Consider the following 25,851-nt stretch of genomic DNA (forward strand, 5'->3'; position numbering starts at 1 on the left):
GAAAATACCGGAAGCGCCATGTTAGACACGATGGAACCGGAGGGTTCCATCGCGATGTCGGTTTTACATGCTGTAACAAAACCCTCCCGTTTGCCGCCAAATCGTCAAGGATTTGACGCAAAGCGCTGCTAGTTGAGTAATTTCAAACGGGTTTGCCCCAGTGCCGGAAAAACCATCGCATTGGCACACTGGAAGTCGCGGCCGAGCGTTCACAAGACGCGGACGGCCCGAAACATGCTTTGGTGATCCCAAACCTCGGGTGGAGGAAGACACATAATGAACGCCCCGCTAGACGCAGAACAAAGAGCTTCGCTAGAAGCCGCGCTGAAATCCGTCACGCTAGACGACAAATACACGCTCGAACGCGGCCGCGCGTATATGAGCGGCATCCAGGCGCTGGTGCGCTTGCCGATGCTCCAGCAAGAACGCGACAAGGCCGCCGGGCTCAATACGGCCGGATTCATCTCCGGCTATCGCGGTTCTCCCCTGGGCGGTCTCGACCAGTCCCTCTGGAAGGCGAAAAAGCATCTCGCCGGCCATCAGGTGGTCTTCCAGCCGGGCGTCAACGAAGACCTCGCCGCCACCGCCGTGTGGGGCTCGCAGCAGGTCAATCTTTATCCCAGCGCCAAGTACGACGGCGTGTTCTCGATGTGGTACGGCAAGGGCCCCGGCGTCGACCGTTCGGGCGATGTCTTCAAGCACGGCAATTCCGCAGGTTCGGCGCGCCATGGCGGCGTCCTCGTGCTCGCCGGCGATGACCACGCGGCGAAGTCGTCGACCCTTGCGCACCAGTCCGAACACATCTTCAAGGCGTGTGGCCTGCCGGTGCTGTTTCCGTCGAACGTGCAGGAATATCTCGACTTCGGCCTGCACGGCTGGGCCATGAGCCGCTACTCCGGCCTGTGGGTCGCGATGAAATGCGTGACCGACGTGGTGGAATCGTCCGCTTCTGTCGATATCGATCCGCATCGCACGCAAATCGTGCTTCCCACCGATTTCGCGATGCCCGAAGGCGGTCTCAATATCCGCTGGCCGGACCCGCCGCTCGTGCAGGAAGCGCGTCTGCTCGACTATAAGTGGTACGCCGCGCTGGCCTATGTGCGGGCCAACAAGCTGGACCGTGTAGAAATCGATTCGCCGCATGCGCGCTTCGGCATCATGACCGGCGGCAAGGCATATCTCGACGTCCGCCAGGCCCTGACCGATCTCGGTCTCGATGACGCCACCTGCGCGCAAATCGGCATCCGGCTTTACAAGGTCGGCTGCGTCTGGCCGCTCGAAGCGCAAGGCGCGCACGAATTCGCGCGCGGCCTCGAGGAAATTCTGGTCGTCGAGGAAAAGCGCCAGATTCTCGAATACGCGATCAAGGAAGAGCTCTACAACTGGCCGGACGCCCAGCGCCCGCGCGTCTACGGCAAGTTCGACGAAAAAGATGGCGCCGGCGGCGAATGGTCCGTGCCGATGGGCAACTGGCTGCTGCCCGCGCACTACGAACTGTCGCCGGCGATCATCGCGAAGGCCATCTCCACGCGTCTCGAAAAGTTCGATCTGCCCGCCGACGTGCGCGCCCGCATCGCGACGCGGCTCGCGGTGATCGACGCGAAGGAAAAGGCGCTGGCGCGACCGCGCGTCGAGGCGGAGCGCAAGCCGTGGTTCTGTTCCGGCTGTCCGCATAACACCTCGACCAACGTGCCGGAAGGCTCGCGCGCGATGGCGGGCATCGGCTGCCACTACATGACGGTCTGGATGGACCGCAACACGAGCACCTTCAGCCAGATGGGCGGCGAAGGCGTCGCGTGGGTGGGGCAGGCGCCGTTCTCGAACGACAAGCACGTGTTCACCAATCTCGGCGACGGCACCTACTTCCATTCGGGCCTGCTCGCGATTCGCGCGGCGATCGCGGCGAAGGTGAACATCACCTACAAGATCCTCTACAACGATGCGGTCGCGATGACCGGCGGCCAGCCCGTCGACGGCGTCCTGACCGTGCCGCAGATCACGCATCAACTGGCGGCGGAGGGCGCGGCGAAGATCGTCATCGTCACGGATCAGCCGGAGAAATACACCCCGACGACCGGTCTTGCACCGGGCATCGACGTGCATCATCGCGACCTGCTCGACGACATCCAGCGTCAGTTGCGCGAAGTGCCGGGCACGTCGATCCTGATCTACGACCAGACCTGCGCGACCGAAAAGCGCCGCCGCAGGAAGCGCGGCGCGTTCCCTGATCCGGCGAAGCGCGTCGTCATCAACGAGGCGGTTTGTGAAGGTTGCGGCGATTGTTCCGTGAAGTCGAACTGCCTGTCGGTCGAACCGCTGGAAACCGAATTCGGCACGAAGCGGCAGATCAACCAGTCGACCTGCAACAAGGACTATTCGTGTGCGAACGGCTTCTGTCCGAGCTTCGTCACCATCGAGGGCGGACAGTTGAAAAAGCCGAAGGCGACGAGCGTCGGCGCCGATACGATGCCGCCCGTACCGACGCCCGAACTGCCCGAGATCGCGCGGCCGTATGGCGTGCTGGTGACGGGCGTGGGCGGCACGGGGGTCGTGACGATCGGCGCGCTGCTCGGCATGGCCGCGCATCTGGAGCAAAAGGGCGTCACGGTGCTCGACGTCACCGGTCTCGCGCAGAAGGGCGGCGCGGTGATGAGCCATGTGCAGATCGCCAATCGTCCGGCCGACATTCATGCGACCCGCATCGCGATGGGCGAGGCGGATCTGGTGATCGGCTGCGACGCGATCGTGACGGCGAGCAACGAGTGCGGCTCGCGGATGCAGCCCAACCATACGCGTGTGGTCGTGAACAGCGCGCAGACGCCGACCGCCGACTTCATCAAGAACCCGAACTGGAGTTTCCCCGGCGCGAGCGCGGAGGCGGATATCCGCGCGGCGGCGGGCGAGCACGTGGCGCTCGTCGATGCGAACCGGTTTGCCGTCGCGCTGATGGGCGACGCGATCTATACCAACCCGTTCGTGCTCGGTTACGCGTGGCAGAAGGGCTGGGTGCCGTTGCAGCATGAATCGCTGATGCGCGCGATCGAGCTGAACGCCGTGCAGGTCGAGAAGAATCTCGCCGCGTTCGAATGGGGACGCCGCGCGGCGCACGATCTCGACGCCGTGCAGCGGCTCACGCAGGGACAACGCGGCATGCAAGATAGCGCGGCGGGCAAGGTCGTCGCGCTGCATACCCCGAAGGCGCTGGACAGTTTGATCGAAAAGCGTCTCGACTATCTGGTGAAGTACCAGAACAGCGCGTATGCGTCGCGTTATGGTCGGATCGTCGCGGAAGTGCGCACGGCCGAAGCGAGCCTCGGCATGGGCGACGGCCAGTATGCGCTGACGGAAACCGTCGCGAAGAACCTGCACAAGCTGATGGCCTACAAGGACGAGTACGAAGTCGCACGGCTGTACGCGGACCCGGCGTTCATCGAGAAAGTGAAGAGCAGCTTCGAGGGCGACTGGAAGATCAAGATGCATCTCGCGCCGCCGACTACGTCGAAGAAGGACGCGCACGGGCATCTGGTCAAGAAGCAGTACGGCCCGTGGATGATGTCCGCGATGCGCGTGCTCGCCCGGCTCAAGTTCCTGCGCGGCACGGCGCTGGATCCGTTTGGTCGTACCGAAGAACGGAAGATGGAGCGGGCGTTGATCGGCGAGTACGAGGCGATGGTGCGGGAAATCATCGACGGGCTCACGGTGCAGAAGTTGCCGCTGGCGATCGAACTGGCGAACCTGCCCGACGCGATGCGCGGTTATGGACACATCAAGGAAAACAACGTGAAGGCCGCGAAGGTGAAGTGGGAGAAGTTGCTGGCGCGGTGGCGTGGTGGTGAAGGCGGGGAAAAGCGGCAGGTGGCGTGAGGGGATGACTGAGGAGAGAGGCCGGCCTTTCTCTTCTCGCCTGACACCTCGCCGAATTCTGTTGGCCTTCTTGACCAGTCATAGCGCGTTTAGCGAAGTTATCGAAATTTCCTAAACTCGCTAAACCCGCTTTAAATCGATCCGGTAGATCGGCCGTTCGAGCCGTCCATGACCCGCATCAGGCAGGGCGACGCCTGATCCCTTCCGAACTCGCAGCACCCAACAAAACGGCGATCCGGTCACCCGGATCGCCGTTTTTCACATCACATCATCGACATCCAACCGCCCTACTTCGCCTTCGCGACGCTCGCATTCGCGCTCGCCACCGCGGTCATGTTGATGATCCGCCGCACTGTCGCCGCCGGCGTCAGGATATGCACCGGCTTGGCGGCGCCCAGCAGGAACGGCCCCACCGTCACGCCCTCGCCGCTCACCATCTTGAGCAGGTTATACGTAATGTTCGCCGCTTCGACGTTCGGCATGATCAGCAGGTTGGCTTCACCCGTCAACGTCGTACCCGGGAACGACGCCTTACGCACCGCCTCGGACAACGCGGCATCGCCGTGCATTTCGCCGTCCACTTCCAGCGTCGGCGCCCGCTCGGCAATCAGCTTGCGCGCCTCGGCCATGCGCTTGCTCGACGCGTTCGGCACGCTGCCGAAGTTCGAGTTCGACAGCAACGCCACCTTCGGCTGCACGCCAAACCGCTCGATCTCGCGCGCAGCGAGAATCGTCATGTCGGCCAGCTGCTCGGCGGTCGGCGACTCGTTGACGTAGGTGTCGCTGATGAAGAGATTGCGTCCTTGCAGCATCAGCAGGTTCATCGCCGCGAAGTTGTTCGCGCCCTTCGCCTTGCCCAGCACCTGATCCACAAACTTCAAATGGTCCTGATACGTATCGATCAGGCCGCAGATCATGCCGTCCGCATCGCCGGTGTGAATCAGGATTGCGCCGATCAGCGTGTTGAACTTGCGCAGCGCGGCCTTCGCGCCTTCGGGCGTCACGCCATCGCGCGCGGCGATTTCGTGATACGCCTGCCAGCTCTTCTGATAACGCGGATCGTCCTCGGGATTCACGATCTCGAAATCGGCGCCCGGCTTCAGCTTGGAGCCCATTTTCTGCAGACGCATTTCGACGACAGCCGGCCGGCCAACGATGATCGGCTTCGCAATCTTCTCCAGCAGCACGAACTGCGCGGCGCGCAGCACGCGCTCATCCTCGCCTTCCGCGAACACGATGCGCGCCGGCGCGGCCTTTGCCGCCGCGAACACCGGACGCATCACCATGCCCGTGCGATACACGGTCGCGCCGAGCGTCTCGCGATAGGCGTCCATGTCCTTGATCGGACGCGTCGCGACACCCGAGTCCATCGCAGCCTGCGCGACAGCCGGCGCGATCTTGATGATGAGACGCGGATCGAACGGCTTCGGAATCAGATACTCCGGACCGAATTCCAGCGAGTGACCTTCATAGGCCTTGGCGACTTCATCGCCCTGATCGGTTTCTTCCGCGAGTTCGGCGATCGCATGCACGCACGCGAGCTTCATCTCTTCCGTGATGGTCGTTGCGCCGACATCCAGCGCGCCGCGGAAGATGAACGGGAAGCACAGCACGTTGTTGACCTGGTTCGGATAGTCCGAACGGCCCGTTGCCACGATACAGTCCGGGCGCACCTTCTTCGCCTCTTCCGGCCGGATTTCCGGTTCCGGATTCGCCAGCGCGAGGATCAGCGGCTTGTCCGCCATCGTCACGACCATCTCCGGCTTCAGCACGCCGGCGCTGGAGCAGCCGAGGAAGACGTCGCAGCCGTGCATCGCATCGCCGAGCGTGCGCGCGTCGGTGCTCGCCTGATACCGTTCCTTCGACGCGTCCAGATTGCCGCGCCCCTCATAGATCACGCCCTTCGAATCGATCACCAGCGTGTTCGACTTCTTCAGGCCGAGGTGCACCAGCAAGTCCAGGCACGCGATCGCCGCCGCGCCCGCGCCCGAGCACACCAGCTTGACTTCGTCCAGCTTCTTGCCGACCACTTTCAGGCCGTTGAGAATCGCCGCCGACGCGATGATCGCCGTGCCGTGCTGATCGTCATGGAAGACGGGAATCTTCATGCGTTCGCGCAGCTTCTTCTCGATATAGAAGCATTCCGGCGCCTTGATGTCTTCGAGGTTGATGCCGCCGAGCGTCGGCTCGAGCATCGCGATGGCGTCGACGAGCTTGTCCGGATCGGTTTCAGCCAGTTCGATGTCGAACACGTCGATGCCCGCGAACTTCTTGAACAGGCAGCCCTTGCCTTCCATCACCGGCTTGGCCGCGAGCGGGCCGATATTGCCGAGACCGAGCACTGCCGTGCCGTTCGTCACGACGCCGACGAGATTCGCACGCGAGGTGTACTTCTGCGCGTCGAGGGGTTCGTCGTAGATTGCCATGCACGCGGCGGCCACGCCCGGCGAATACGCGAGCGAGAGGTCGAGCTGGTTGGACAGGGGTTTGGTCGGCGTGACAGAGATCTTGCCCGGACGCGGATTCTGGTGATACGCGAGGGCGCTTTGCTTCAGTTGTTCGTCCATGATTGACCTGAGACGTTGGAAATTATTTGAACAGGGTTCACACTGCCGTCGACCGCTACCGTGAATGCGGGAATGTGACTCGATGGACCAGGTGTCGCAGGCCCGACGCGCCGGGTGGGCGCAACATGCTGCTGGCCGGATGGGACGAGCAGACGGGGCGTTCGGAATTTTTGGGACGTCCAGTGTACACCCCGCTTTTGAAATGACGCGATGCAACGTTTCGGCGCGTATTCCAGTGCGCGCCGGACCCATTTCGTCGGATTTGAGCGGATCGCCCGGTTCATGTCAGGCGCGCCTTTGGCAGAGTCGTCCGGCGGGATGTCTGTTCGGCCAGGGTCCTCGCTCCGGCACGCCGCCTCGGGTAAAATCCCGGGCTGGCTCCGCACGGTTCGGGACCCGGGCGCCGCAGCGCTTCGTCCCGCCGGCACGCGCGGCACACGTCAACAGCCCGTCGTCGAGCGGCTCTTTCGCGTCGAACCCGCGCCAAAGGCCCTCACGGCCGCCTCCACGCCCAGCAAGCTTCATATCAAGTCCAAGGATTCGCCCATGACAGGCTTCGATCGCCAGACGATCTCCGACACCACCGCCAAGATGCTCCTCGAAGTCCAGGCGGTGCATTTCAACGCGGAAAAACCGTACATCTTCACGTCCGGCTGGGCGAGCCCGGTGTATATCGATTGCCGCAAGCTGATCTCCTACCCGCGCGTGCGCCGCGGCCTGATGGAAATGGCCGAGTCGACCATCCTGCGCGACGTCGGCTACGAGCAGATCGACGCGGTCGCGGGCGGCGAAACGGCCGGCATTCCGTTTGCCGCGTGGATCGCCGACCGCCTGATGGTGCCGATGCAATACGTCCGCAAGAAGCCGAAGGGCTTCGGACGCAATGCGCAGATCGAAGGTTTGCTGACAGAAGGCCAGCGTGTGCTGCTGGTCGAAGACCTGACGACCGACAGCCGCAGCAAGATCAACTTCATCAACGCGCTGCGCACCGCCGGCGCGACCGTGAATCACTGTTTCGTGCTGTTCCACTACAACATCTTCAAGGAAAGCGTGTCGGTCCTGAAGGACATCGACGTCGACCTGCACGCGCTCGCCACGTGGTGGGACGTCCTGCGGGTTGCCAAGGAACAGGGCTACTTCGAAACGAAGACGCTGGATGAAGTCGAGAAATTCCTGCATTCGCCGGCTGAATGGTCCGCTGCCCACGGTGGCGCAACCGCTGCTCCGCAATAAGCATTTCTGTTTGATGGCTGCATAAAAGCAGAAGCCGCTGACAAAAAAGCCGCTGACCCGAGTCAGCGGCTTTTTTTTTATTCCGCGATACTGCGCTTACAGCGTGTGCGAGCTTGAAACCGGAGAATGGTCGATACTGCCGTCGCCGGAATACGCCGAGAGATTCATTAATCCGTTGCTCTGCGCGTATTGAAACAATTCGGAATCCCGTTCGATGCCGAGTTTTCGCATGGCCGTATTCTTTTGCGTGCTGATGGTCTTGATACTGCGCCGTAACTGCGCGGCGATTTCCGTAATCGTCATGCCCGAGACAAACAGGCGCACGACCTCCAGTTCGCGCTTCGAAAGAATCACGCCGCGCTGCTGTCCGTTCGTGGCGAGGCCCATGCTGTCGAGCGCCGCCTTGACGGACGGCCCGAGATATTCCTGGGCCCGCATCACGTGCTGGATGGCCCAGCCGATGTGGTTCATGTCGTCGGCCTTGTTGATGATGGACATCACGCCCACCTCGCGCAGGCGTTTGAGCAGCGCCGGATTCTCGAGCATGGTCAGCACCACGAGTTTCACGCGCGGGAACTGCCGCCCGATATAGCCGAGCAGCGGCATGCCGTCGCCGTACGAGCCGCCGGGCATGGCGAGATCTGTGACGAGGACGTCGCAGGGCGTCTTTTGCAGGAGCTGGATGAGTTCGGTCGACTGGCGCGCCTGGCCCACGACGTCGATTTCGGGAAACTTGCTGAGCGCCTGCGTGGCGCCAAACAAAATCACTGGATGATCGTCTGCAATGATGACCGTTATTCGCTGGCTCATTCAAATTTCCCGTAAATGGATGGTTTGCATGCCGCGCGAATTTGCATCGAATTATTCATTTTTTCATTCAAAATGTTCGGAAAAGACCGGCCTCGCCATCCCGCTCGCTTTCCGTCCAAAATCAAAACAAACCCAAGCCATTGGCTAACTCTCACGCGATAAAGGCTTTAAACCTTTGTTGCAATGTTAAACTGCAACCTGTCAAGAAGCGCATCCATGAGACAAAAAACGTCGTTTCGGTCAGCGAATCGCAGATTAACCGCAACGATTTTGAAAGGAGGTCGGCCCATGCGCCTTACTGGTCGAAGCGGGGAATCGAGTGGCTTGGTCGCATCTGTCCTTTTCATTCTCGGCGCCGCCGCGGCGCTGCCTTATTCACGCGCAGCGGCGGCCGACACCGCCTTCACCGTGACCAGCGCGGACTTGGCTCCTGGCAAGCCGATCGGGCGTGAGCTGCTGTTCGACCAGGCCGGCTGCACGGGCGGCAACCGCTCGCCGCAAATTTCCTGGCGCGGCGCGCCGGCGAATGCGCGCAGCTTCGCGGTGACCATCTTCGATCCGGACGCGCCCGGACGCGGTTGGTGGCACTGGGCAGTCGCGGGCATTCCCGGCGGCACCGAGCGCCTGCCGAACAACGCCAGCGCATCGGGCGTGCTGCGCAAGATGGGCGCGATCGAGGCCCGCAACGACTGGGATACCGACGGCTACGGCGGTCCGTGCCCGCCGCCCGGCAAGGCGCACCGCTATGTGGTGACGGTGTATGCGCTCGACAGCAACGACCTGCGGCTGCGCCAGGGCACGCCGGCGCTGATGTTCGAGCATGAGATCCGCACGATGGCCATTGCCACGGCGCAGCTGACTTTCAGTTACGGCCGCTAGCCATAGCGTGCGCGAACCGTGCGGTCGCGCCGGTAAGCCGCCGGCCGACTTTGCTAGACTGGCCGGAACCCTTCCCCACCGTTCTCCACCGTCCGGCGGTGTCGCATCCAGGCGCAAGCAGGGCGCGTCTGGCGCCCTCCCTCACGCATGCCGCCCAACGTGGAAAGACTCAAGCCCATCATGCCGACTATTGCCATCGTCTATCACAGCGGCTACGGCCACACGAAGAAGGTCGCCGAGGCCGTGCTTGCCGGCGCGACCGATGCGGGTGCGAGCGTCAAGTTGATTGCCGTCGCGGACCTCGACGACGCCGCATGGAACGACCTCGACGCCGCCGATGCCATCGTCTTCGGCGCGCCCACGTACATGGGCGGACCGTCCGCCGACTTCAAGAAATTCGCCGACGCCAGCTCCAAGCCCTGGTTCGCGCAAAAATGGAAGGACAAGGTTGCGGCGGGCTTCACCAATTCCGCTCACATGAACGGCGACAAGTTCCTGACCATCTCCTACTTCGTCACCCTGGCGATGCAGCACGGCATGATCTGGGCCGGCACCGGCATGATGCCGTCGAACACGAAGGCGGCCACCCGCAACGATTTGAACTTCATCGGCGGCTTCACAGGCTTGTTGACGCAATCGCCCGCGGACGCGTCACCCGACGAAGCGCCCCCGCCCGGCGATCTCGAAACCGCGAAGGCATTCGGCGCGCGTATCGCGGCCGTGACGGCACGCTGGACCGGCAACGCGGCGGCCCCGGAAAACGGCGGACACGAGGCCGCCTCGGAATCGCCTTAAAATAGCGGTTTTGCGGCGAGCGGCCGCACGAACCAGCGAGATCGAGATGACCACGAAAGTATTTGTCGACGGACAGGAAGGCACCACCGGCCTGAAGATTTTTGAATATCTGTCGCAACGCCGTGACATCGAGGTGTTGCGCATCGAGGATGCGAAGCGCAAGGACGTCGAGGAGCGCCGCCGCCTCATCAATGCATCTGATGTGACGTTCCTGTGTCTGCCGGACGTTGCGTCGCGCGAATCGGTTTCACTCGTCGATGCCGGCAACACGCGCACCGTGATGATCGACGCGAGTACCGCGTTCCGCACGCAGGACGACTGGGCGTATGGCCTGCCGGAACTGGCGCGCGCGCAACGCGAACGTCTGCGCACGGCCAAACGGATCGCCGTGCCGGGCTGCCACGCTTCGGCATTCGTGCTGTCGGTGCAGCCGCTGGTCGCAGGCGGACTCGTTCCCGCCGATTTCGACGCGCATGCCTATTCCATCACCGGCTACAGCGGCGGCGGCAAGAAAATGATCGCGGAGTATGAAGCGGGCGGCAACGAACTGCTGATGAGCCCGCGCGCCTATGCGCTCGGCCTGACGCACAAGCATCTGCCGGAGATGTCGGTACGCACGGGACTGAAGCGCGCGCCGATTTTTACGCCGATCGTCGGCCCGTTCCTCAAGGGCCTGGCCGTCACGACCTATTTCTCGCCCGATCAGCTCACGCGTCCTGCCAGGCCGCAGGACGTGCGCAACATGCTGGCCGAGTATTACAACAACGAGCCGTTCGTCCGCGTGATGCCGTTCGACGCCGACAGCAATCTCGACGCCGGTTTCTTTGACGTGCAGGCCTGCAACGACACCAATCGCGTCGACGTCTTCGTGTTCGGCAACGATGAGCGTTTTGTCACGGTGGCGCGGCTGGACAATCTGGGCAAGGGTGCGTCGGGCGCGGCGATCCAGTGCATGAACCTGGCCATCGGCGCTGACGAAGAAGCGGGACTCGTGCGCTGATTGCGGCGGTGCGAAGACAAAAGGCCGGTCCGCTTCAAGGCGCACCGGCCTTTTCGCTGTTTCGAGGCATCGCAGCATCAAAAGCCGCAGACGAAAAAAAGCCCGCCAAGCTGGCGGGCTGAATCCATATCAGTGGAGACATGGAGGAGACAGGAGTAACTATACCGACGCTTATGATGCGATGCAACATACGCCGTTGCGCCGGTTCCACACCCTGTCTCCGAGGGGTTCATCAAGGCTGCGTCATCGACAGGATGAATTGCAGCTGATCCGCAGCGATCGGCTTGACGAGATGCACATCGAAACCAGCGTCGAGCGTCATCTCACGGTGCTGCGGCTGGCCCCAGCCGGTCAGCGCCACCAGCATCATCGTGGGGCCGTGCGGTTGAAGTCGCAACGCGCGCGCCGCCGCCAGACCGTCGACCATCGGCATGCCCAAGTCCAGGATCACTACATCCGGTGCGAACTGCGCCGCCACTTCAACCGCCTGTGCCCCGTTTCCCGCCAGCGCCACTTCGTGACCCATCGCGGTCAGCAGGTGGGCGAGGCCTGCGAGCGCATCGTCGTCGTCATCGGCTATGAGGATGCGCTTGCTCACGATGGCCTCAGCGTGATCCGGAGACTTCGAGTTTCAACCGGTTCGAGCCCGCCTGCGTCGCCGTGATTTCGTTGCGCGCACCGCGTGCACCGAGATAGAAATGCTGGCGGGCGGGCGAATTCTGATCGTGCGTCGCGTCCGGAAGACAGGCGGCGATGTCCGCCGCGACGCTCTGCAATGCGTCGGCGCTCGCGCCGCCATGCGGCGTCCAGGTGCAGCGATAGTTCGATTGCGACGCGGCGCACTGCGCATCGTCGCCGTAGGGCAGCGCGACGGGACGGCCATCAAGCGCCGACAGCGACGCAAAATTCGGCGCGGCAGCCACGATGCGCTTGAGCGCGTTACAGGGACTGGGTGTGTCGTCGGCCCGCGCGGTCGAAGCAAGCGCGAACGCGGCGCAAGCCGACAGGAGCAGCGTCGCGTGAGTCACGCATCGGACAATCGAATGCATCAGGCGTCTCCTTTTTATCTGTTCTTCTTGGGTTCGCCGCCAACCGGTGGACGAGCGCCACTATCCGCCGGGCGAAAGCGAATGTCTGTTCGCAACCGAATGAAGCATGGCCAAATGAGCAAGTCATGCACCCGTTCGAGCAGACGATTGCCTGAGCCATGTTCAGACTTGCCTAGTGGCGAACCAGCGCCATCATCGCGCCAAAGCCGACGAACACCCCGCCTGTCAGACGGTTGAACGCCTGCGCGACGCTCGCGCTTTTCAGCCGGTCGCCGATGCGCGCGCCCAAGCCCGCATAGACCACGTACCAGCTCACCTCGATGACCGCGAAAGTCGAAACGAGCACCGCGAATTGCGGCAGGACAGGACCGCTTGCATCGATGAACTGCGGCAGCAACGCCGCCGCGAACAGGATTGCCTTCGGATTACTGCCGGCGACGAGGAAGCCATTGCGAAAGAGCACTAAATGACGGGGCGAACGGACGCTCTGGCCAGGGCTGTTCGATTCGTCGGGGATCTCGATCGCGCTGGCTTTCGCGCGCCAGCTTTTCACGCCGAGCCAGACGAGATAAGCCGCGCCGAGCATGCGCAAGGTATCGAAGAGACGCGGCCAGGCGTCGAGAAACACGCCCAGCCCCGCCGCCGATACCGACAGCATGATGATCAGGGCGGCGAGACAGCCGGCCATCGTGGCCGTGGAGCGCTTGAGGCCGTGACGCGCGCCGTGCGTCATCACGAGCAGCATATTGGGACCGGGGATCGCGGAGACGACGAATACGGTGGCGACGAACAGCCACCAGACATGCAGGTTCATTGCGGCACGGCGGAAGTTGGAAGGGATTCGCATTATGCCGTCCGCCGGGGGCGGCGCAAGCGAATCCCGAACACGCGCTGCCCGAGCAAGAAAACCCGCCTTCAGCGTCCCGCCCGGCGCGCCGCCACCTGACCGAGCACGGCAAAGTCCTTCTCGCCGTCGCCGTGCGCGAGGGCATCGACGAGGTTATCGCGCACGACGCTCGCCACCGGCAGCGGCACGTTGACGGCCTCGCCGGCGGCGATGGCCAACCGTACGTCCTTCAGGCCGAGCCGTGCCTTGAAGAGCGCCGGCTCATAGCGCTGCTCGGCGATCATCTTGCCGTAGCCCGCGTACACCGGTCCGGGAAACAGCGAGTTCGTGATGACATCGAGCAAGGTCTGGGACGCCACGCCATGGCCGGTCACCAGCGCGGCCGCTTCGCCGAACGACTCGATCGCCGATGCCAGCATGAAGTTCGCCGCGAGCTTGAGCACGTTGGCATGCCGCGGTTCGTCGCCAACGCGCCAGGTTTTCTGGCCGAGCACGTCGAGCACCGGTTGCACGCGCTCGATGGCGTCAGCCGCGCCCGCCGCAAGGATGTTGAGCTTGCCCGCCGCCGCGACGTCCGGCCGTCCGAGCACGGGCGCGGCGACGTACGCAATGCCGTGCTGCGCGTGCAACTCCGTCAGTTCGACGGCAAGCGCCGCTGAAATGGTGGCCATGTTCACATGCACGAGTCCTTTGGGCGCGTGCTTGAGCAACGCGCCGTCGACGAGCACGGAACGCAGCGCGTGATCGTCGGCCAGCATGGAGAACGCGGCGTCGCCGGCAAAAGCCTGTTCAGGGGTATCGACGACCGATGCACCCTGGTCCGCGAGCGCGCGGGTCTTGTCGCGCGACCGGTTCCATACGCGCACCGTGTGCCCGGCCTTCAGTGCGTTGCTCGCCATCGCGCCGCCCATCTCGCCCAGTCCGATAAATCCGATATCCATGTCCCATACTCCTTCGTGGCCCGTTTCAAGTCGAGCCTCAGTTAAGCACATCGCCCGGCAGCGCGCCGGAGCGCCCGATGCGATACTGCCTGCATGGTTGAGGCGCGCTTTCACTTTCATGGCGAATTGAATGACTTCCTCGCGCGGCCGCAGCGCGGGCGCACGTTCGCATGCCAGTTCGCGCCGACGTCGTCAGCCAAGCATGTGATCGAGGCGCTAGGCGTGCCGCACACGGAAGTCGGAACGATCCTGAGGAACGGCCGGCCGGTGGGCTTCGACGCGCAGATCGAAGCGGACGATCTCATCGAGATCCATGCGGCGGGGCGCGCGGCAACGGCCATGGCCAATGGCGAACTGCTGCTGCGCCCGCCGCTGCGTGCCGCCGACTTGCGCTTCATCGCCGATGCGCACCTCGGCGGTCTCGCGCCCTTGCTGCGGCTCGCCGGCTTCGATACGCGCTACGACAACAACTTCGCCGACGAGGAAATCGAGCGGCTTGCACAGACGGAGAGCCGCATCGTGCTGACGCGCGACCGTGAATTGCTCAAGCGGCGCACGGTGCTGCGCGGCTGCTATGTGCGCGCGTTGCAGGCCGACGATCAATGGCGCGAGCTTGCGGACAGGCTGGCACTCGCGCCGCACGCGCGGCCGTTCCGGCTCTGCCTGATGTGCAATGCGCCCTTGCGTCCGGCCGGCCCCGGCGAGATCGACGGCCGTGTGCCCGATGGCGTGCGCGAACGACATACGCGCTTTGTCACCTGTGACGTATGCCGCCGCGTGTTCTGGGAAGGCTCGCACTGGCGGCGCATGCGGGCGCGCATCGACGCATTGGCCGACGTGGACCCTTAACGCCCACGACGCTTTTCGCGGATGGCGGCGGCGCGTTCCGTACAATACGAAACTTTGGCAACAAACCGCCCCGGAGCATCGCGTGAACAAATTCCAGCTGGAACAAACCAAGGCATTCAAGCTTGCCAACGACCTCAAACACGGCGGAAAGACGCGCATCGGCGCCGCCGACGAAGCGAAGCTGGACCGCCGCGAACAGCGCAAGCTCGACCAGGCGAAGGGACTCGTGCCGTTCGCATGCAAGCTGGACGAGAAGCTCGTCAAGCAGTTGAAAGAGCGCGCGGAGGCCAACGAAGGCGGCATGACCGAAGCGCTGGCGGAATTGCTGGTGAAGGCGGGGCTCGAACGATAAGGTCCGCCTCGATTGCGGGCGCTAGCTGTCTTCCTCTTCGCAGTGCCCGCGACAGCTGTAAATCAAAAGCTGCACGTCCGTGACGTGATAGACGAAGCGATGCTTCCCGTCGATACGGCGCGACCACGCCTTCCTGTAGCGCAACGGTTCCGGTTTGCCCTGTCCTGCAAATGGGCTGCGGCAGCACTCGTTGATCAGTCTGGTCACTTTCTCGAAAATGTTCGCGTCCGACACACGCCACGCATGGTAGTGATGCCAGCTTGGCTTTGAGAACTGGATGCTTCGCGCCATCATCCGGCCTGCCCGGAGCGTTTGGCAAACAGCGTCCCGAGAAAACCAGCGAAGGCGATCTTCAATCCTTTTGCCTGGCCCACGCCGCGCGGCTCATGAACACCGTTCGCGGCGCGCCTCTTTCTGGTTGAACCGTCGCTCTCGAAATCTTCCGGGGAGAGAAACATCTCGTCCGTATAGCCGAGCGATTCAAACCACCCAAACGACTCCTCGATCAAGCGCTTGTCCAGCTCCCGCTCCGCCTCTTCCACCCGCCATGCCATGCGCGCCAGCGCCTGCACCGACATCACGACGAGCTCTTCCGATTCAAGCAGCGGCATGGTTCCCCACTCGCCCAGCCGATCAGCCGCACGCGCCGCTTCGTAATCGCGCTCGATCAACTCAACCGTCCTGACCATGTCCTGCCCTCGCACGTGAATCGCACATCGATGGGCACAGTATCACCGGCGGCCGCATCAGCGCGCCACCTGTCCGAACGGTCAGCGCTTTTTCAGACACTTCCCTCTTTTTCGATCACCAGAATGCGCGCCTCGCCGACCGGTTCGGCGCAATGTTCGTCGCCCGCCTGCGCGTGGAAGATATCGCCGGCGCGCAACATGAGCACGCGTTCGCCCTCAGGGCCGCGCACATGCATGCGCACTTCGCCCTGCATCACGGCGAACACTTCCTCGCCGTCGTTGACGTGCCATTTGTAGGGCGTGTCGGTCCAGTGCAGCCGGCACGAGGTGCCGTTCATCACGCAGATGTCGAGCGCGCCCCACGCGCGCTCCGCCTTGAACTTGCTGCTTTCGATCACTTTCATTCAATACCGCCTAACGATTGAGATCGCGCGCTTCGTCGACATCCGCGTGGCGCGTCGCGGGAATGCACGCCACCGCGATCAACGAGAGCGCGAGTCCGCCCATCACATAGAAGGTGGGCGCGAGTTGAGAGTCCGTGACGCGGATCAGCCAGGTCACGATGAACTGTCCGAAGCCGCCGAAGATCATCACCGCGATGTTGTACGCGAGCGAGAGTCCGGTCGAGCGGATGTGCGCGGGAAACAGCTCGGCGATGAGCGCGCCGAACGGTCCATAGTAGCCCGAGAGCGCGATGGACAGCAGCGCCTGCACGATCACGAGCCGCAGCACGCTGGGCTCGGCCGCGAGCCACGCGAACAGCGGATAGATCACCACGAACGTGATGCCGAGCGACCACAGCGACAAACCCTTGCGCCCGATGCGGTCCGACCACGCGCCTGCTATCGGCGACAGCACCGTCAGCAGCAGATTGCCGACGATCAGCGCCGTGAACGACTGCCCGAGCGGCAGCTTCAGCTGCTTGACGGCGAAGGTGGGCAGATAGGCAATCAGCACGTACACCGTCACCGTCAGCGCGACCACGGCGCCGAGTCCGCACAGCACTTCGCGGCCATGGCTGCCGAATACTTCGCCGAGCGTCGCGCGCCGCGCGGTCTTGCGCGCATGCAGGAAGGCTTCGGTATCGGACATGCTGCGGCGAATGTAGAGGCCGATCGGACCGATGATCAGCCCGAAGATGAACGGCACGCGCCAGCCCCAGGCATCGAGCGCCTGCGGGGACAGCCCGCGCGTGATCGCCGCGCCGACGAGCGCGCCGAGCAGCAGCGACGCCGCTTGGCTCGCCATCTGGAAACTGCCGTACAGACCGCGTTTGGAGAAGGGCGCTGCCTCGATCAGCAACGCGGTCGAGCTGCCGAACTCGCCGCCCGCCGAGAAACCCTGCAACAGCCGCGCGAACACGATGACGAGCGGCGCGCCGATCCCGATGGCCGAGTACGGCGGCGCGATGGCCAGCAGAAAGATGCCGAGCGTCATCATGCCGATGACCAGCGTCAGCGCCGCCTTGCGCCCGGCGCGATCGGCATAGAGGCCGAGCACGATGCCGCCCACCGGCCGCATGACGAACGCGACGCCGAACGTCGCGGTGGTCAGGAGAATCGATGAATAGTCGCTCGCGCTCGGGAAGAACAGCCGCGCGATGACGATCGTCATGAAGCCGAAGACCGTGAAGTCGTACCACTCCAGTGCGTTGCCGATGACAGCCGCCGTCACGGCGCGCGCGTTCAGTGGTCTGGCGGGCATGCGTTCCCCTGAGGTCGATGGTTGCAATGGTTGCCGTGGATGCGGGCGTCATGCGTCGGGCTGCGGCTTCGAAACACGGCCCCGCTGGTCTCTTGCCGTCCGCGTTTTGTTGCACCAATTCGCACGCGCGGCTCATTTTTCCTCGCGAGTGTAAAGACGCCTTAATCCGCGATCAAGCGAATCGCGCACATGAAAAAGCGCGCCCGGACTTGCGGCCGGGCGCGCTTCGGTTCGCTGCGCGGGGTTTCGCGGGGCGTGTTATGCCTTCTTCACATAGGCGCTGCACCAGCCCTTCGACGCAACCTGCTTGTTGCTGAACATCGGGCACGGCGCGTAGGCGTCGGTCGGCTTGCCCTGATAGAACTGGCAATTGCCGCAGTCCTGCCCGGCGGCGTACTTCGCGTACTTGGCCTTGTCCACCTTGCTCGCGTCTTCCTTGTAGCCGAGCGCCTGCGCGGTGGGATCGCTCTCCGCGACCTTCGCCGCATCCGCGGCGAACGCGGTGCGGCCGCCCAGCGTCAGTGTCGAGGCGACGCCCACGCTGGTCAGAATGAACGTGCGACGTGATGTCTTCATAGTGACTCACTCCATGGTGTATTGGGGGTATGCGCCGTTCTTGGCGACGGCGACAACCGAGCATAACAACCTGGAAGCGGGTCGAGGACCTCAAATGCTGGAGATAAGGGCGAAGGAAAAGGCGTCCGCAATCTAGCGCGTCATGTCGGCGACGCGCTCGCCGATCGCAAGCGATGCCGTCAATCCCGGCGACTCGATGCCGAACAGGTTCACGAGCCCCGGCACGCCATGCGCGGACTTGCCCTGGATCATGAAATCGGCGGCGGCCTGGCCCGGTCCCGAGAGCTTCGGCCGAATGCCGGCGTAGGCGGGTTGCAGCGCGTCGTCGGGCAGACCCGGCCAGTACGCGCGGATGGCGGCATAGAAGGAATCGGCGCGGCGCGGATCGACGTCGTAGTTGAGCGTCGGCACCCATTCGACGTCCGGGCCGAACTTCGCCTGTCCGCCGAGATCGATCGTCAGATGAACGCCCAGGCCGGCTTCGTTGGGCATCGGATAGATGAGCCGTTCAAAGGGCGTGCGTGCGCTCACGCTGAAGTAGTTGCCCTTCGCGAAGTAGAGCGGCGGTACATGGCGATCGTCGAGGCCGAGGATCGAGCGCGCGATTTCATTGGCATGCAGGCCAGCGCTGTTGATCAGATACGACGCCCGGAAGCGCGCCGGCGACGCACCGCCCGTCTCGACGATGAAGCAGCCCTCACGCGCATCGATGCTGGTGACCGGCGTATGGAACACGACGTTCGCGCCGCGCTGTTCGGCCTCGCCTTGCAGCGCGAGCATGTATTGATGACTGTCCACGATGCCCGTGAGCGGCGAGAAGACCGCCTCGACGCACTCCAGCTGCGGCTCCATGTCCTTCGCCTGGGCGGCGCTGATGCGCACCAGACCCTTCACGCGGTTTTCGGTGCCCTTTTGCTCCAGCGCCGCGAGTTGCGGCACCTGATTGCGCGCTGTGGCCACCAGCAGCTTGCCGCACTGGCGATGCGGCACGCCGTGCGCGCGACAGAAGTCATACAGCATGTCGCGGCCGCGCACGCAGAGTTCGGCCTTCAGCGAGCCGCGCGGGTAATAGATGCCCGCATGGATGACTTCGCTGCTGCGCGAACTCGTGCCGATACCGATTCCCTCGCCCCTCTCCAGCACGATGACCTCACGCCCGCGCAACGCCAGCGCGCGGGCGATGGCCAGTCCCACAGCGCCCGCGCCGATGACCACACACTCGATCCGATCCATGTCTTGTCCGTCGCATAATCCGTCCGGCTATTCTACGTTTGGGACTATTGCGCAATACACAACAAACGCACACGAATGAGATCGTTTTCCGGTGCAATTCGGAAAAAGGCAAGAATCTGGCCGCCAGATGTCGAAATTGCCACGTTTTTGGGGCGTTTTTTGGCAATTTCGCCATTTTCGGTTGTTCAGAAACCTATCGCTTTCTTGTGCGAATGACGGTCGAGCTGAATGTCGCGCGCCTCGACGTGATGCCGGCCGTCGATACGCGCATTGCCGAACGCATTCAGCATCGCCCGCCGCATGCCGCGCGGCGATGCCCGGGAGAGCGCCTCGAGCGGCGCGTCGCCGAGCGTTTCCGGATAGCGCGCGCCCCATGCGTGCGCCTCACGGATGTCAGCGTAAATCGCCTGCGCGATGCGGCGCGCGCCGTCCCGGTCGGGCGGCGGGATCTCGTACACGTTCATGCGGTTCAGCAGCGGCTCGGGGATCGCGCGGGCGTCGTTCGCGGTGGCGATCCACACGACATTGCCCGCGTTGACCGGCACCTCGGCAAATTCGTCGATGAAGCTCTGCGCCGTGTCGTGCTCCAGCAGCGCGTACAGCGCGCCGAGCGGATCGTATTGCGCGTCGCCGGTGGCCTTGTCGATTTCATCGACGGTCATGACGGGGTTCGCGTAGCTGCCGTTCACAAGGGCATCGAAGACCTTGCCGGGCTTCGCATTACGCCACTGCGACGACGCCCCCGACAGGATCCATCCGGCCGTCAGCGAACTCATCGCCACATAATGAGACGTCGTGCCGAGAAGCCGCGCCAGTTGCTTTGCGAAATGCGTCTTGCCGATGCCCGGTTCGCCGAGCAACAACATGGGCATCAGTTCCAGACGGTCATCGGTTTCGAGACACAGCGCGATCTGCTTGCGAATATCGTCGAGCGGTTCCTCGAAATTCGGCAGGCTGGCCGCGAGGTCGTCGATGGACGGCATGCGGTTCGGCTTCACGCAGAAGCGCAGATTGCCTACCTTGAGCATTTTTTCGTAGGTCGCGCGCAAGGCTTCGCTTGCGCCCTCGGACAACTCGTTGAGCGCGGTCTCCACGTCATCGAGACTGTAGACCTTGCTGAACGATGCCACCGCGAGTTCCTGTTTCACCACGGCCGTCGTCATGTCGCACCCCGTCTTTGTTCTGGTCGGTGAGTCCAGTGTAGCGACGTCAAAACCCCGCGCAAGCGAGCAGTCTCGTGCGTCTGCTGCCAATCCAACCGGCAGGGTCTCACCGACAAAGCCGCGATTCGCGTGGGCTAGTATCATCGTCGGGATCGCGTGGCGGGCGGGTTCGAAACATGCTGTTTCAAGTGCCGGGGTTGCGCCTCGTGCTGGCGAGCCCCACGTGCGTGTTTCAGCGGCGCGCTGAACCGGCGCCGTGCCGCCGTGTCAGAAGAAGTTGCCGAGGAACGCCGATCCAGCGGCCGCCCGCCGGGCGCGCCGCCATCCGAACAGTCCGCGCGCAGGAGCCGCTTTCAATGCCTACAACGATACGAACCGCCTTTGTGAATCTCGCGCTCGCCACCGGAGCCGGCCTCGCCGCCTTCAGCGCCTGCGCGCAGAGCACGGCGCCGCAGCCGGTGAAGTGGGAACTGCAGGTCGTGCGCGACGGGCAGCAGATCGACAGCTTTTCCGGCACGACGAACGTCGGACAGGCGCGCACGGAAACGCATCACAACAAGGTGCAGAACCGCGTGGGCTGCGCGGATCAACCTGCGGGCGAGATCGATCTGCAACGCACGCTCACCGTCTCGCCGACCCACGCCAGCGCCGATGACATCACGCTCGCCATCGACGCCCAGGAAACCCTGCAGGACGACAGCACGCGCGCCTCGCCGTCCGGCTGCAAGCTGCCGCCGGTGCCGCGCCAGGTGAGCGGCGCGCATCCGGGGCTCGTGCTCAAGCCGGGCGAATGGGGACAATGGCAGATCATCGACAGCAATCCGTCGCTCGCCTACCGGGTGCGCGCAACGCTCCCCGCTTCCACGGCGACGCAATGACAACCGCGGCGACATGGCTTCCGGCGCGCCGCACGAGATACAGAACGCATGCGAAACCCAGAACATCTTCCGCCCGGCCCGTCCGCTGATCCGGCCACGCCGGACTTCACGGCGGTCAGCTGGAACCTCCACAAGGGCCGCTCGCCGCTCGGCTTGCGCGCGTGGAACGCGATGCAGCGGTGGGTGCAGACCACCAATGCGGACGTCTACTTTCTGCAGGAAGCGATGGCGCGGCGCATGCCGCAGCCGATGCTCGCAACCGGCTTCGGCAATCCGCTGAATGCGCCGCTCGACGATGTCTGGCATTGCCAGGCCACCGAAATCGCGACCTCGCTCGAACTGCAAATCGCACTCGGGCCGAACGTGTTCAAGCCGTCGTGGCGGCACGGCAATGCGATCCTGTCGCCGCATCCGCTCGATCTGTCCGGGCGCTGGGATATCTCCGCGCATCGCTTCGAGCGGCGCGGTTTGCTGGTCGCACGCGCGACCTTTGCCGGCCGCGCCATTACGCTGCTGTGCGCGCATCTCGCGCTGACAAGACAGGCGCGCTTGCGGCAGATGAACTGGATCGCACACTGGATCGCGAAGGAAGCGCCCGAAGGACCGCTCGTGCTGGCGGGCGACTTCAATGACTGGCGCAACGACTCCACGCCGCTGTTCGCCGAACTGGGCATGCAGGAAGTGGCGAACATGCTGGGGGAATCAGGCCGAACGTTTCCGGCGTTCTCACCGGCGCTCGCACTCGACAAGATGTTCGTGCGCGGACTGAAACCGGTCGAATGGCTCGTGCCGACGCAGGACACCGCGTGGCTTTCGGATCACCTGCCGTACATGGCGCGGCTGCGCGTGGACTGAGCGCCTCGCCTTGATCCGAGGCTACGCCCGCTTGCCCGTGAGCGCGGCTTCGATCTCGGCAATGCCGACAGGCTTGGTCAGATGATGATCGAAGCCGGCGGCCAGCGCTTCCTGACGGTCGGCCTCGCCGCCCCAGCCCGTCAACGCGAGCAGCAGCGCGTGCTTCGTCACGTCGCGCTTCCTCATCTCCCGCGCGACCTCGAGTCCGCTCATGCCGGGCAAGCCGATATCGAGCACGACCACATCGGGTCTGAAGTCATCGACGGCCGCCAGCGCTCGCGGCCCGTCGTGCTCGGTGTGCACCTCGTGTCCGAGCGCTTCGAGCAGCATCGAGAGCGCGAGTGCCGCGTCGAGGCTGTCGTCGACGAGCAGGATGCGGCGGCCTTGCATCGCGCCGCCGTCCGTTTCGGCGATGGTGTTCATGCGAATTCCCGTGATTCGTCGTCGCACGAGGCCCGTGCTCCGGCGCTCGCGCAACTATATTGAGATAGTGCGGGGACTGTAGCACAGCGCTTTCGCGCCGCAGAATGGCCGAGCAATCCGGCGTGCGCGGGCTCTGCTATCGTGACTGCTTCACGAGCCGCCGTTCTTGCGCATCCCGTCATGTTCGATCTCTTCGACGACATCCCCAAGCCCGATATCGCGTGGCATCCGGACTGGATCGAGGCCGACGCCGCCTCCGACCTGATGGGCGCCCTGCTCGACGAAGTCCTCTGGCAACAGGACACGATGACCACGCCCGGCGGGCGCGTGCCGCTGCCGCGCCTGACCGCGTGGCAAGGCGAGCCCGACGCGGTGTATGTGTATTCAGGCATCCGCAACGTGCCGCAGCCATGGACGCCGGCTGTCACGCAATTGCGCGAACGCGCCGAGCAGGCCAGCGGCGCGCGCTTCAACAGCGTGCTGCTGAACCGTTATCGCAACGGGCTGGACAGCATGGGCTGGCACGCCGACAAGGAACGCGAGCTCGGCCCTGAACCGGTGATCGCGTCGGTGAGCCTGGGCGCGGCACGCACCTTCGAATTCCGTCACGCGCGCACGCACGCGACGCACGCGCTCGTGCTGTCGCACGGCAGCCTGCTGGTGATGCGCGGACGCACCCAGCTCGAATGGGTGCATCGCGTGCCGAAGGAACCGGGCGCGCGCGGCGAGCGTATCAATCTCACTTTCCGCTGGGTCGATGCGTCAAAACGCAGATCCAGCCCCGCTTAAGGCCGCTTCGCGACGAAGTCGATTTCCACCAGCGCGTCCCGCGCAAGCCCCGTCACGCCGATGCAAGTGCGCGCCGGCAGCGGCTTCGGCAGGAAATACGCGCGATACACGGCGTTCATCGCGTCGTAGTCGCGCTTGAACTCGGTCAGGAAGATGCGCACGCTCACGACGTTGTCGAGCGTCAGGCCGAGGCCGCCCAGCACGAGATTCAGGTTGTCCATCACGCGCCGCGTCTGGGCCGCGACGCCTTCGGGCAGCGGCGCGGCGTCGTCGTCGGGGTCGGTCGGCATCTGGCCGGTCAGGAACACCCAGCCGTCCGCCTCCGCGGCATGCGAGAAAGGACCGACCGGCGTCGGTGCGGCATCGACCATCGTGAATTGGGGCAGTTGGCTCACTTCGTCTCCTGACATTGGATCGAGTCTTCGAGCCTCGAACGTTAGCGCGCCAAAAATGGGCATGAATGTCGTTGCCTCGCCGTCATGCCCGCTTTGATGCGAAGATGACCCGGCCCGCCGCTCTTTTGAACGCTCACATGCTGCCCTATCCCATCCTCGCCGACGCCGTGATGCGCATGCTGACCGCGCTGTTGATCGGCTGCATCATCGGCATCGACCGCGATCTGCACGGCAAGCCGACCGGCATGAAGACGCTCGGACTCGTGTCGCTCGGCGCGTGCCTCGCGACCCTATGCGCGCAAGGCTTCTCCATGACACTCTCCCCTGACGCCGACGTATCCCGGGCGGTACAGGGCATCGTGACGGGCGTCGGCTTTCTCGGCGCCGGCGTGATCCTGCAGAATCCGCGCGAGAACCGCGTGCGCGGCCTCACGACAGCGGCATCGATCTGGGTGACAGCAGCGGTCGGCATCGTGTGCGGACTCGGCGTGTGGAGCGTCGCGTTCCTCGCGATGCTGCTGATGATCTTGCTGATGGTGTTGGGACGCGTCGTCGAGAAGCGTCTGTTGCGACGCTGGATGAACAAGCCGGAAGACGAACGCAAAAAGTACGGCGACGTAGAGGAAATCTGAGGCAGGCGGGGCGGGTCATTCCCCGACCCGCCGCACGCCTTGTCGCTTACCAGCCGTGGCGCTCGTGCCAGCGGTCTTCACGGCGCATCTCATGACGCCAGTGACGTTCGCGCCATTCATGATGGCGCCATTCGCGTTCACGCCAGCGCTCGTGCTCGCGGTAGCCGGGACCATAACCGTAGTAGCCCACCGGTTCGGCCGGCTGCGCGTACACCGGCACGCCAACGCCGACTGCCACATCCACATGCGCATTCGCCGCTGCCGACATCGCGAGCGCCACAAGCCCCGCCAGTCCGATTGCCGTACCCAGACGTTTCTTTTTCACTGCGCGTTCTCCTTGCACCTCGTGCCGGGTGAGTCAGGTGCAGTCTAAGAAGCGCTTCGGGATACAGGTGCTACGGGTCTGCCAGAAAGGTAACGTCAGGTAACGGTCAACCGATGGTCAGGTGATGCGATGCGTTTCAGCGTGACTTAGCGCACACGCTTGCCGGACACATCGATGATGACCTCGCCGTCCTCTTTCGTGAACGGCCCCTTCTGCGCCTCGGGCAGGATATCGAGCACGAGTTCGGACGGTCGGCACAGCCGCGCGCCTTTCGGGGTATCGACGAAAGGACGGTTGATGAGGATCGGATGAGCGAGCATCGCGTCGATCAGCTGGTCGTCGGTGAGGCTGGCATCGTCGAGACCGAGTTCCGCGTACGGCGTGCCTTTCTCGCGCAGCGCCTCGCGCACCGGCACCCCCGCGCGCGCAATCAAGGCAACCAGTGTCTCGCGCGCGGGCGGATGGGTCAGATACTCGATCACAACCGGTTCGATGCCCGCATTGCGGATCAGCGCCAGGGTGTTGCGCGACGTCCCGCACTTCGGGTTGTGATAGATGGTGACGGTCATGGTCGAGAAGTCCTTGCGTTCGTGAGAAGGGTGACGCCTCGCATTCTAGAGCCCTCGTGGGCGGATGACATGCGCGTCACGCGCGCGACAGGCCCCCGACACCCTTCTTGAGGCATGATCAATTGTGCTGTTCATTCACCGTTGCGCGGCCTATAACGAAATGTGCAACGGCGAAGCACGCAGCCTTTCACAGGCGAGCATCGGCGCTCCGTCTGCATCGCACCCGCGACATGCCCTGCGCGAGGTGGATCGCATTCGAATCGCGCCGACATCATCACAGCGCCACGCGCGGCCCAACCCGAAACCGGCGCTGGGGCCTTTCAGCACCAAGGGCGAAGCATGGCAGATCAGGACACGTGGCACGTTCTGTGCGGAACATCGAACCGCAACAGTGAACAGCGCCGGGCAGCCAGCCAGCGTCCCGCCAAACGGGC

General features: G+C 63.9%; 28 protein-coding genes. 11 read left to right on the forward strand and 17 right to left on the reverse strand.

Translation table 11 applies throughout. The features are described from left to right. Positions 1-276 precede the first annotated feature (276 nt). Positions 277-3,864: an indolepyruvate ferredoxin oxidoreductase family protein gene (locus QCE63_RS00080; protein WP_309829355.1), complete on the forward strand. Its 3,588-nt coding sequence runs from the start codon at positions 277-279 to the stop codon at positions 3,862-3,864. 287 nt (positions 3,865-4,151) lie between these two features. Here the strand turns inward: QCE63_RS00080 and QCE63_RS00085 are convergent, their stop codons facing one another. Then, complete coding sequence (locus tag QCE63_RS00085; RefSeq protein ID WP_309829357.1) at positions 4,152-6,431, reverse strand: NADP-dependent malic enzyme; 2,280 nt, start codon at positions 6,429-6,431, stop codon at positions 4,152-4,154. Positions 6,432-6,977: 546 nt separating this feature from the next. Between QCE63_RS00085 and QCE63_RS00090 the strand changes: the two genes are divergently transcribed. Beyond that, positions 6,978-7,664 (forward strand): orotate phosphoribosyltransferase, encoded by a 687-nt coding sequence (locus tag QCE63_RS00090; RefSeq protein WP_309810461.1) that lies wholly within the window; start codon positions 6,978-6,980, stop codon positions 7,662-7,664. Positions 7,665-7,760: 96 nt separating this feature from the next. Here the strand turns inward: QCE63_RS00090 and QCE63_RS00095 are convergent, their stop codons facing one another. Continuing rightward, positions 7,761-8,474, reverse strand: coding sequence for a response regulator (locus QCE63_RS00095; RefSeq protein ID WP_309829359.1), 714 nt, complete (start codon positions 8,472-8,474; stop codon positions 7,761-7,763). A 288-nt stretch (positions 8,475-8,762) separates the two neighbouring features. Between QCE63_RS00095 and QCE63_RS00100 the strand changes: the two genes are divergently transcribed. The 3 genes from QCE63_RS00100 to argC all read left to right on the forward strand — a co-directional run bounded on the left by QCE63_RS00100 (position 8,763) and on the right by argC (position 11,148). Then, positions 8,763-9,353 carry a YbhB/YbcL family Raf kinase inhibitor-like protein gene (locus tag QCE63_RS00100; protein ID WP_309829361.1) on the forward strand — a complete coding sequence of 197 codons (591 nt, stop codon included), beginning with the start codon at positions 8,763-8,765 and terminating at the stop codon, positions 9,351-9,353. A 180-nt stretch (positions 9,354-9,533) separates the two neighbouring features. Further along, positions 9,534-10,148, forward strand: coding sequence for a flavodoxin family protein (locus QCE63_RS00105; protein ID WP_309829363.1), 615 nt, complete (start codon positions 9,534-9,536; stop codon positions 10,146-10,148). Between the two features lie 46 nt (positions 10,149-10,194). After that, on the forward strand, positions 10,195-11,148 hold the full coding sequence (gene argC / locus QCE63_RS00110) for an N-acetyl-gamma-glutamyl-phosphate reductase (RefSeq protein ID WP_309829365.1): 954 nt from the start codon (positions 10,195-10,197) through the stop codon (positions 11,146-11,148). A gap of 232 nt (positions 11,149-11,380) precedes the next feature. Here the strand turns inward: argC and QCE63_RS00115 are convergent, their stop codons facing one another. The 4 genes from QCE63_RS00115 to QCE63_RS00130 form a co-directional block, all read right to left on the reverse strand. Then, the gene (locus QCE63_RS00115) at positions 11,381-11,746 is read right to left on the reverse strand and encodes a response regulator (RefSeq protein ID WP_309829367.1); all 366 of its coding nucleotides are present in this window, start codon (positions 11,744-11,746) and stop codon (positions 11,381-11,383) included. Between the two features lie 7 nt (positions 11,747-11,753). Beyond that, positions 11,754-12,197: a hypothetical protein gene (locus QCE63_RS00120; protein WP_309829369.1), complete on the reverse strand. Its 444-nt coding sequence runs from the start codon at positions 12,195-12,197 to the stop codon at positions 11,754-11,756. Between the two features lie 172 nt (positions 12,198-12,369). Continuing rightward, positions 12,370-13,011: a LysE family translocator gene (locus QCE63_RS00125; protein WP_309833623.1), complete on the reverse strand. Its 642-nt coding sequence runs from the start codon at positions 13,009-13,011 to the stop codon at positions 12,370-12,372. 101 nt (positions 13,012-13,112) lie between these two features. Continuing rightward, entirely contained in the window at positions 13,113-13,985 is an 873-nt protein-coding gene (locus tag QCE63_RS00130; protein WP_309829371.1) for an NAD(P)-dependent oxidoreductase, read from the reverse strand. 93 nt (positions 13,986-14,078) lie between these two features. On the opposite strand from QCE63_RS00130, the gene QCE63_RS00135 reads away from it, so the two are divergent. Together QCE63_RS00135 and QCE63_RS00140 are read left to right on the forward strand one after the other, a co-directional pair. Beyond that, a complete protein-coding gene (locus QCE63_RS00135) occupies positions 14,079-14,834 on the forward strand; it encodes a Mut7-C RNAse domain-containing protein (RefSeq protein WP_309829373.1) in 756 nt (251 codons plus the stop codon). An 82-nt stretch (positions 14,835-14,916) separates the two neighbouring features. Beyond that, on the forward strand, positions 14,917-15,186 hold the full coding sequence (locus tag QCE63_RS00140) for a hypothetical protein (protein WP_309829375.1): 270 nt from the start codon (positions 14,917-14,919) through the stop codon (positions 15,184-15,186). A 21-nt stretch (positions 15,187-15,207) separates the two neighbouring features. On the opposite strand, the gene QCE63_RS36805 is transcribed toward QCE63_RS00140, so the two are convergent. The 7 genes from QCE63_RS36805 to QCE63_RS00170 all read right to left on the reverse strand — a co-directional run bounded on the left by QCE63_RS36805 (position 15,208) and on the right by QCE63_RS00170 (position 20,551). Beyond that, positions 15,208-15,480 carry a Txe/YoeB family addiction module toxin gene (locus QCE63_RS36805; protein WP_404990067.1) on the reverse strand — a complete coding sequence of 91 codons (273 nt, stop codon included), beginning with the start codon at positions 15,478-15,480 and terminating at the stop codon, positions 15,208-15,210. After that, positions 15,477-15,875 (reverse strand): hypothetical protein, encoded by a 399-nt coding sequence (locus tag QCE63_RS00145; protein WP_309829376.1) that lies wholly within the window; start codon positions 15,873-15,875, stop codon positions 15,477-15,479. The genes QCE63_RS36805 and QCE63_RS00145 overlap by 4 nt, the downstream gene beginning before the upstream one ends. A 92-nt stretch (positions 15,876-15,967) precedes the next feature. Then, complete coding sequence (locus QCE63_RS00150) at positions 15,968-16,279, reverse strand: cupin domain-containing protein (protein WP_309829379.1); 312 nt, start codon at positions 16,277-16,279, stop codon at positions 15,968-15,970. A gap of 10 nt (positions 16,280-16,289) precedes the next feature. Next, complete coding sequence (locus QCE63_RS00155; RefSeq protein ID WP_309829381.1) at positions 16,290-17,579, reverse strand: MFS transporter; 1,290 nt, start codon at positions 17,577-17,579, stop codon at positions 16,290-16,292. A 258-nt stretch (positions 17,580-17,837) separates the two neighbouring features. Continuing rightward, a complete protein-coding gene (locus QCE63_RS00160; RefSeq protein ID WP_309829383.1) occupies positions 17,838-18,155 on the reverse strand; it encodes a high-potential iron-sulfur protein in 318 nt (105 codons plus the stop codon). A 132-nt stretch (positions 18,156-18,287) separates the two neighbouring features. Next, on the reverse strand, positions 18,288-19,388 hold the full coding sequence (locus QCE63_RS00165; protein ID WP_309829385.1) for an NAD(P)/FAD-dependent oxidoreductase: 1,101 nt from the start codon (positions 19,386-19,388) through the stop codon (positions 18,288-18,290). 185 nt (positions 19,389-19,573) lie between these two features. After that, a complete protein-coding gene (locus QCE63_RS00170; RefSeq protein ID WP_309829387.1) occupies positions 19,574-20,551 on the reverse strand; it encodes an AAA family ATPase in 978 nt (325 codons plus the stop codon). 356 nt (positions 20,552-20,907) lie between these two features. Here QCE63_RS00170 and QCE63_RS00175 point away from each other — a divergent pair, with 356 nt between their 5' ends. Together QCE63_RS00175 and QCE63_RS00180 are read left to right on the forward strand one after the other, a co-directional pair. After that, the gene (locus tag QCE63_RS00175; protein ID WP_309829389.1) at positions 20,908-21,429 is read left to right on the forward strand and encodes a hypothetical protein; all 522 of its coding nucleotides are present in this window, start codon (positions 20,908-20,910) and stop codon (positions 21,427-21,429) included. Positions 21,430-21,477: 48 nt separating this feature from the next. Continuing rightward, on the forward strand, positions 21,478-22,284 hold the full coding sequence (locus tag QCE63_RS00180; RefSeq protein WP_309829391.1) for an endonuclease/exonuclease/phosphatase family protein: 807 nt from the start codon (positions 21,478-21,480) through the stop codon (positions 22,282-22,284). A 21-nt stretch (positions 22,285-22,305) separates the two neighbouring features. On the opposite strand, the gene QCE63_RS00185 is transcribed toward QCE63_RS00180, so the two are convergent. Continuing rightward, positions 22,306-22,707 (reverse strand): response regulator, encoded by a 402-nt coding sequence (locus tag QCE63_RS00185; RefSeq protein ID WP_309829393.1) that lies wholly within the window; start codon positions 22,705-22,707, stop codon positions 22,306-22,308. Positions 22,708-22,887: 180 nt separating this feature from the next. Here QCE63_RS00185 and QCE63_RS00190 point away from each other — a divergent pair, with 180 nt between their 5' ends. Further along, entirely contained in the window at positions 22,888-23,496 is a 609-nt protein-coding gene (locus QCE63_RS00190) for an alpha-ketoglutarate-dependent dioxygenase AlkB (protein ID WP_309829395.1), read from the forward strand. Here the strand turns inward: QCE63_RS00190 and QCE63_RS00195 are convergent. Beyond that, the gene (locus QCE63_RS00195) at positions 23,493-23,891 is read right to left on the reverse strand and encodes a RidA family protein (RefSeq protein ID WP_309829397.1); all 399 of its coding nucleotides are present in this window, start codon (positions 23,889-23,891) and stop codon (positions 23,493-23,495) included. The two genes, QCE63_RS00190 and QCE63_RS00195, sit on opposite strands and share 4 nt — an antisense overlap. 137 nt (positions 23,892-24,028) lie before the next feature. Here QCE63_RS00195 and QCE63_RS00200 point away from each other — a divergent pair, with 137 nt between their 5' ends. Then, the gene (locus tag QCE63_RS00200; protein ID WP_309829398.1) at positions 24,029-24,523 is read left to right on the forward strand and encodes an MgtC/SapB family protein; all 495 of its coding nucleotides are present in this window, start codon (positions 24,029-24,031) and stop codon (positions 24,521-24,523) included. Between the two features lie 46 nt (positions 24,524-24,569). Here QCE63_RS00200 and QCE63_RS00205 read toward each other — a convergent pair whose 3' ends face one another. Together QCE63_RS00205 and arsC are read right to left on the reverse strand one after the other, a co-directional pair. Next, entirely contained in the window at positions 24,570-24,848 is a 279-nt protein-coding gene (locus QCE63_RS00205; RefSeq protein WP_309829399.1) for a hypothetical protein, read from the reverse strand. Between the two features lie 146 nt (positions 24,849-24,994). Next, positions 24,995-25,417 carry an arsenate reductase (glutaredoxin) gene (gene arsC, locus QCE63_RS00210; RefSeq protein WP_309829401.1) on the reverse strand — a complete coding sequence of 141 codons (423 nt, stop codon included), beginning with the start codon at positions 25,415-25,417 and terminating at the stop codon, positions 24,995-24,997. Positions 25,418-25,851 lie beyond the last annotated feature (434 nt).

The organism is Caballeronia sp. LZ065, from assembly GCF_031450975.1.
Lineage (GTDB): Bacteria > Pseudomonadota > Gammaproteobacteria > Burkholderiales > Burkholderiaceae > Caballeronia.

Bases quoted from the DNA above. Each gene is read 5' to 3' on its own strand.
- QCE63_RS00080 (WP_309829355.1), top strand. From the start codon at position 277: ATGAACGCCCCGCTAGACGCAGAACAAAGAGCTTCGCTAGAAGCCGCG.
- QCE63_RS00085 (WP_309829357.1), bottom strand. From the start codon at position 6,431: ATGGACGAACAACTGAAGCAAAGCGCCCTCGCGTATCACCAGAATCCG.
- QCE63_RS00090 (WP_309810461.1), top strand. From the start codon at position 6,978: ATGACAGGCTTCGATCGCCAGACGATCTCCGACACCACCGCCAAGATG.
- QCE63_RS00095 (WP_309829359.1), bottom strand. From the start codon at position 8,474: ATGAGCCAGCGAATAACGGTCATCATTGCAGACGATCATCCAGTGATT.
- QCE63_RS00100 (WP_309829361.1), top strand. From the start codon at position 8,763: ATGCGCCTTACTGGTCGAAGCGGGGAATCGAGTGGCTTGGTCGCATCT.
- QCE63_RS00105 (WP_309829363.1), top strand. From the start codon at position 9,534: ATGCCGACTATTGCCATCGTCTATCACAGCGGCTACGGCCACACGAAG.
- argC (WP_309829365.1), top strand. From the start codon at position 10,195: ATGACCACGAAAGTATTTGTCGACGGACAGGAAGGCACCACCGGCCTG.
- QCE63_RS00120 (WP_309829369.1), bottom strand. From the start codon at position 12,197: ATGCATTCGATTGTCCGATGCGTGACTCACGCGACGCTGCTCCTGTCG.
- QCE63_RS00125 (WP_309833623.1), bottom strand. From the start codon at position 13,011: ATGAACCTGCATGTCTGGTGGCTGTTCGTCGCCACCGTATTCGTCGTC.
- QCE63_RS00130 (WP_309829371.1), bottom strand. From the start codon at position 13,985: ATGGATATCGGATTTATCGGACTGGGCGAGATGGGCGGCGCGATGGCG.
- QCE63_RS00135 (WP_309829373.1), top strand. From the start codon at position 14,079: ATGGTTGAGGCGCGCTTTCACTTTCATGGCGAATTGAATGACTTCCTC.
- QCE63_RS36805 (WP_404990067.1), bottom strand. From the start codon at position 15,480: ATGATGGCGCGAAGCATCCAGTTCTCAAAGCCAAGCTGGCATCACTAC.
- QCE63_RS00145 (WP_309829376.1), bottom strand. From the start codon at position 15,875: ATGGTCAGGACGGTTGAGTTGATCGAGCGCGATTACGAAGCGGCGCGT.
- QCE63_RS00150 (WP_309829379.1), bottom strand. From the start codon at position 16,279: ATGAAAGTGATCGAAAGCAGCAAGTTCAAGGCGGAGCGCGCGTGGGGC.
- QCE63_RS00155 (WP_309829381.1), bottom strand. From the start codon at position 17,579: ATGCCCGCCAGACCACTGAACGCGCGCGCCGTGACGGCGGCTGTCATC.
- QCE63_RS00160 (WP_309829383.1), bottom strand. From the start codon at position 18,155: ATGAAGACATCACGTCGCACGTTCATTCTGACCAGCGTGGGCGTCGCC.
- QCE63_RS00165 (WP_309829385.1), bottom strand. From the start codon at position 19,388: ATGGATCGGATCGAGTGTGTGGTCATCGGCGCGGGCGCTGTGGGACTG.
- QCE63_RS00170 (WP_309829387.1), bottom strand. From the start codon at position 20,551: ATGACGACGGCCGTGGTGAAACAGGAACTCGCGGTGGCATCGTTCAGC.
- QCE63_RS00175 (WP_309829389.1), top strand. From the start codon at position 20,908: ATGCCTACAACGATACGAACCGCCTTTGTGAATCTCGCGCTCGCCACC.
- QCE63_RS00180 (WP_309829391.1), top strand. From the start codon at position 21,478: ATGCGAAACCCAGAACATCTTCCGCCCGGCCCGTCCGCTGATCCGGCC.
- QCE63_RS00185 (WP_309829393.1), bottom strand. From the start codon at position 22,707: ATGAACACCATCGCCGAAACGGACGGCGGCGCGATGCAAGGCCGCCGC.
- QCE63_RS00190 (WP_309829395.1), top strand. From the start codon at position 22,888: ATGTTCGATCTCTTCGACGACATCCCCAAGCCCGATATCGCGTGGCAT.
- QCE63_RS00200 (WP_309829398.1), top strand. From the start codon at position 24,029: ATGCTGCCCTATCCCATCCTCGCCGACGCCGTGATGCGCATGCTGACC.
- arsC (WP_309829401.1), bottom strand. From the start codon at position 25,417: ATGACCGTCACCATCTATCACAACCCGAAGTGCGGGACGTCGCGCAAC.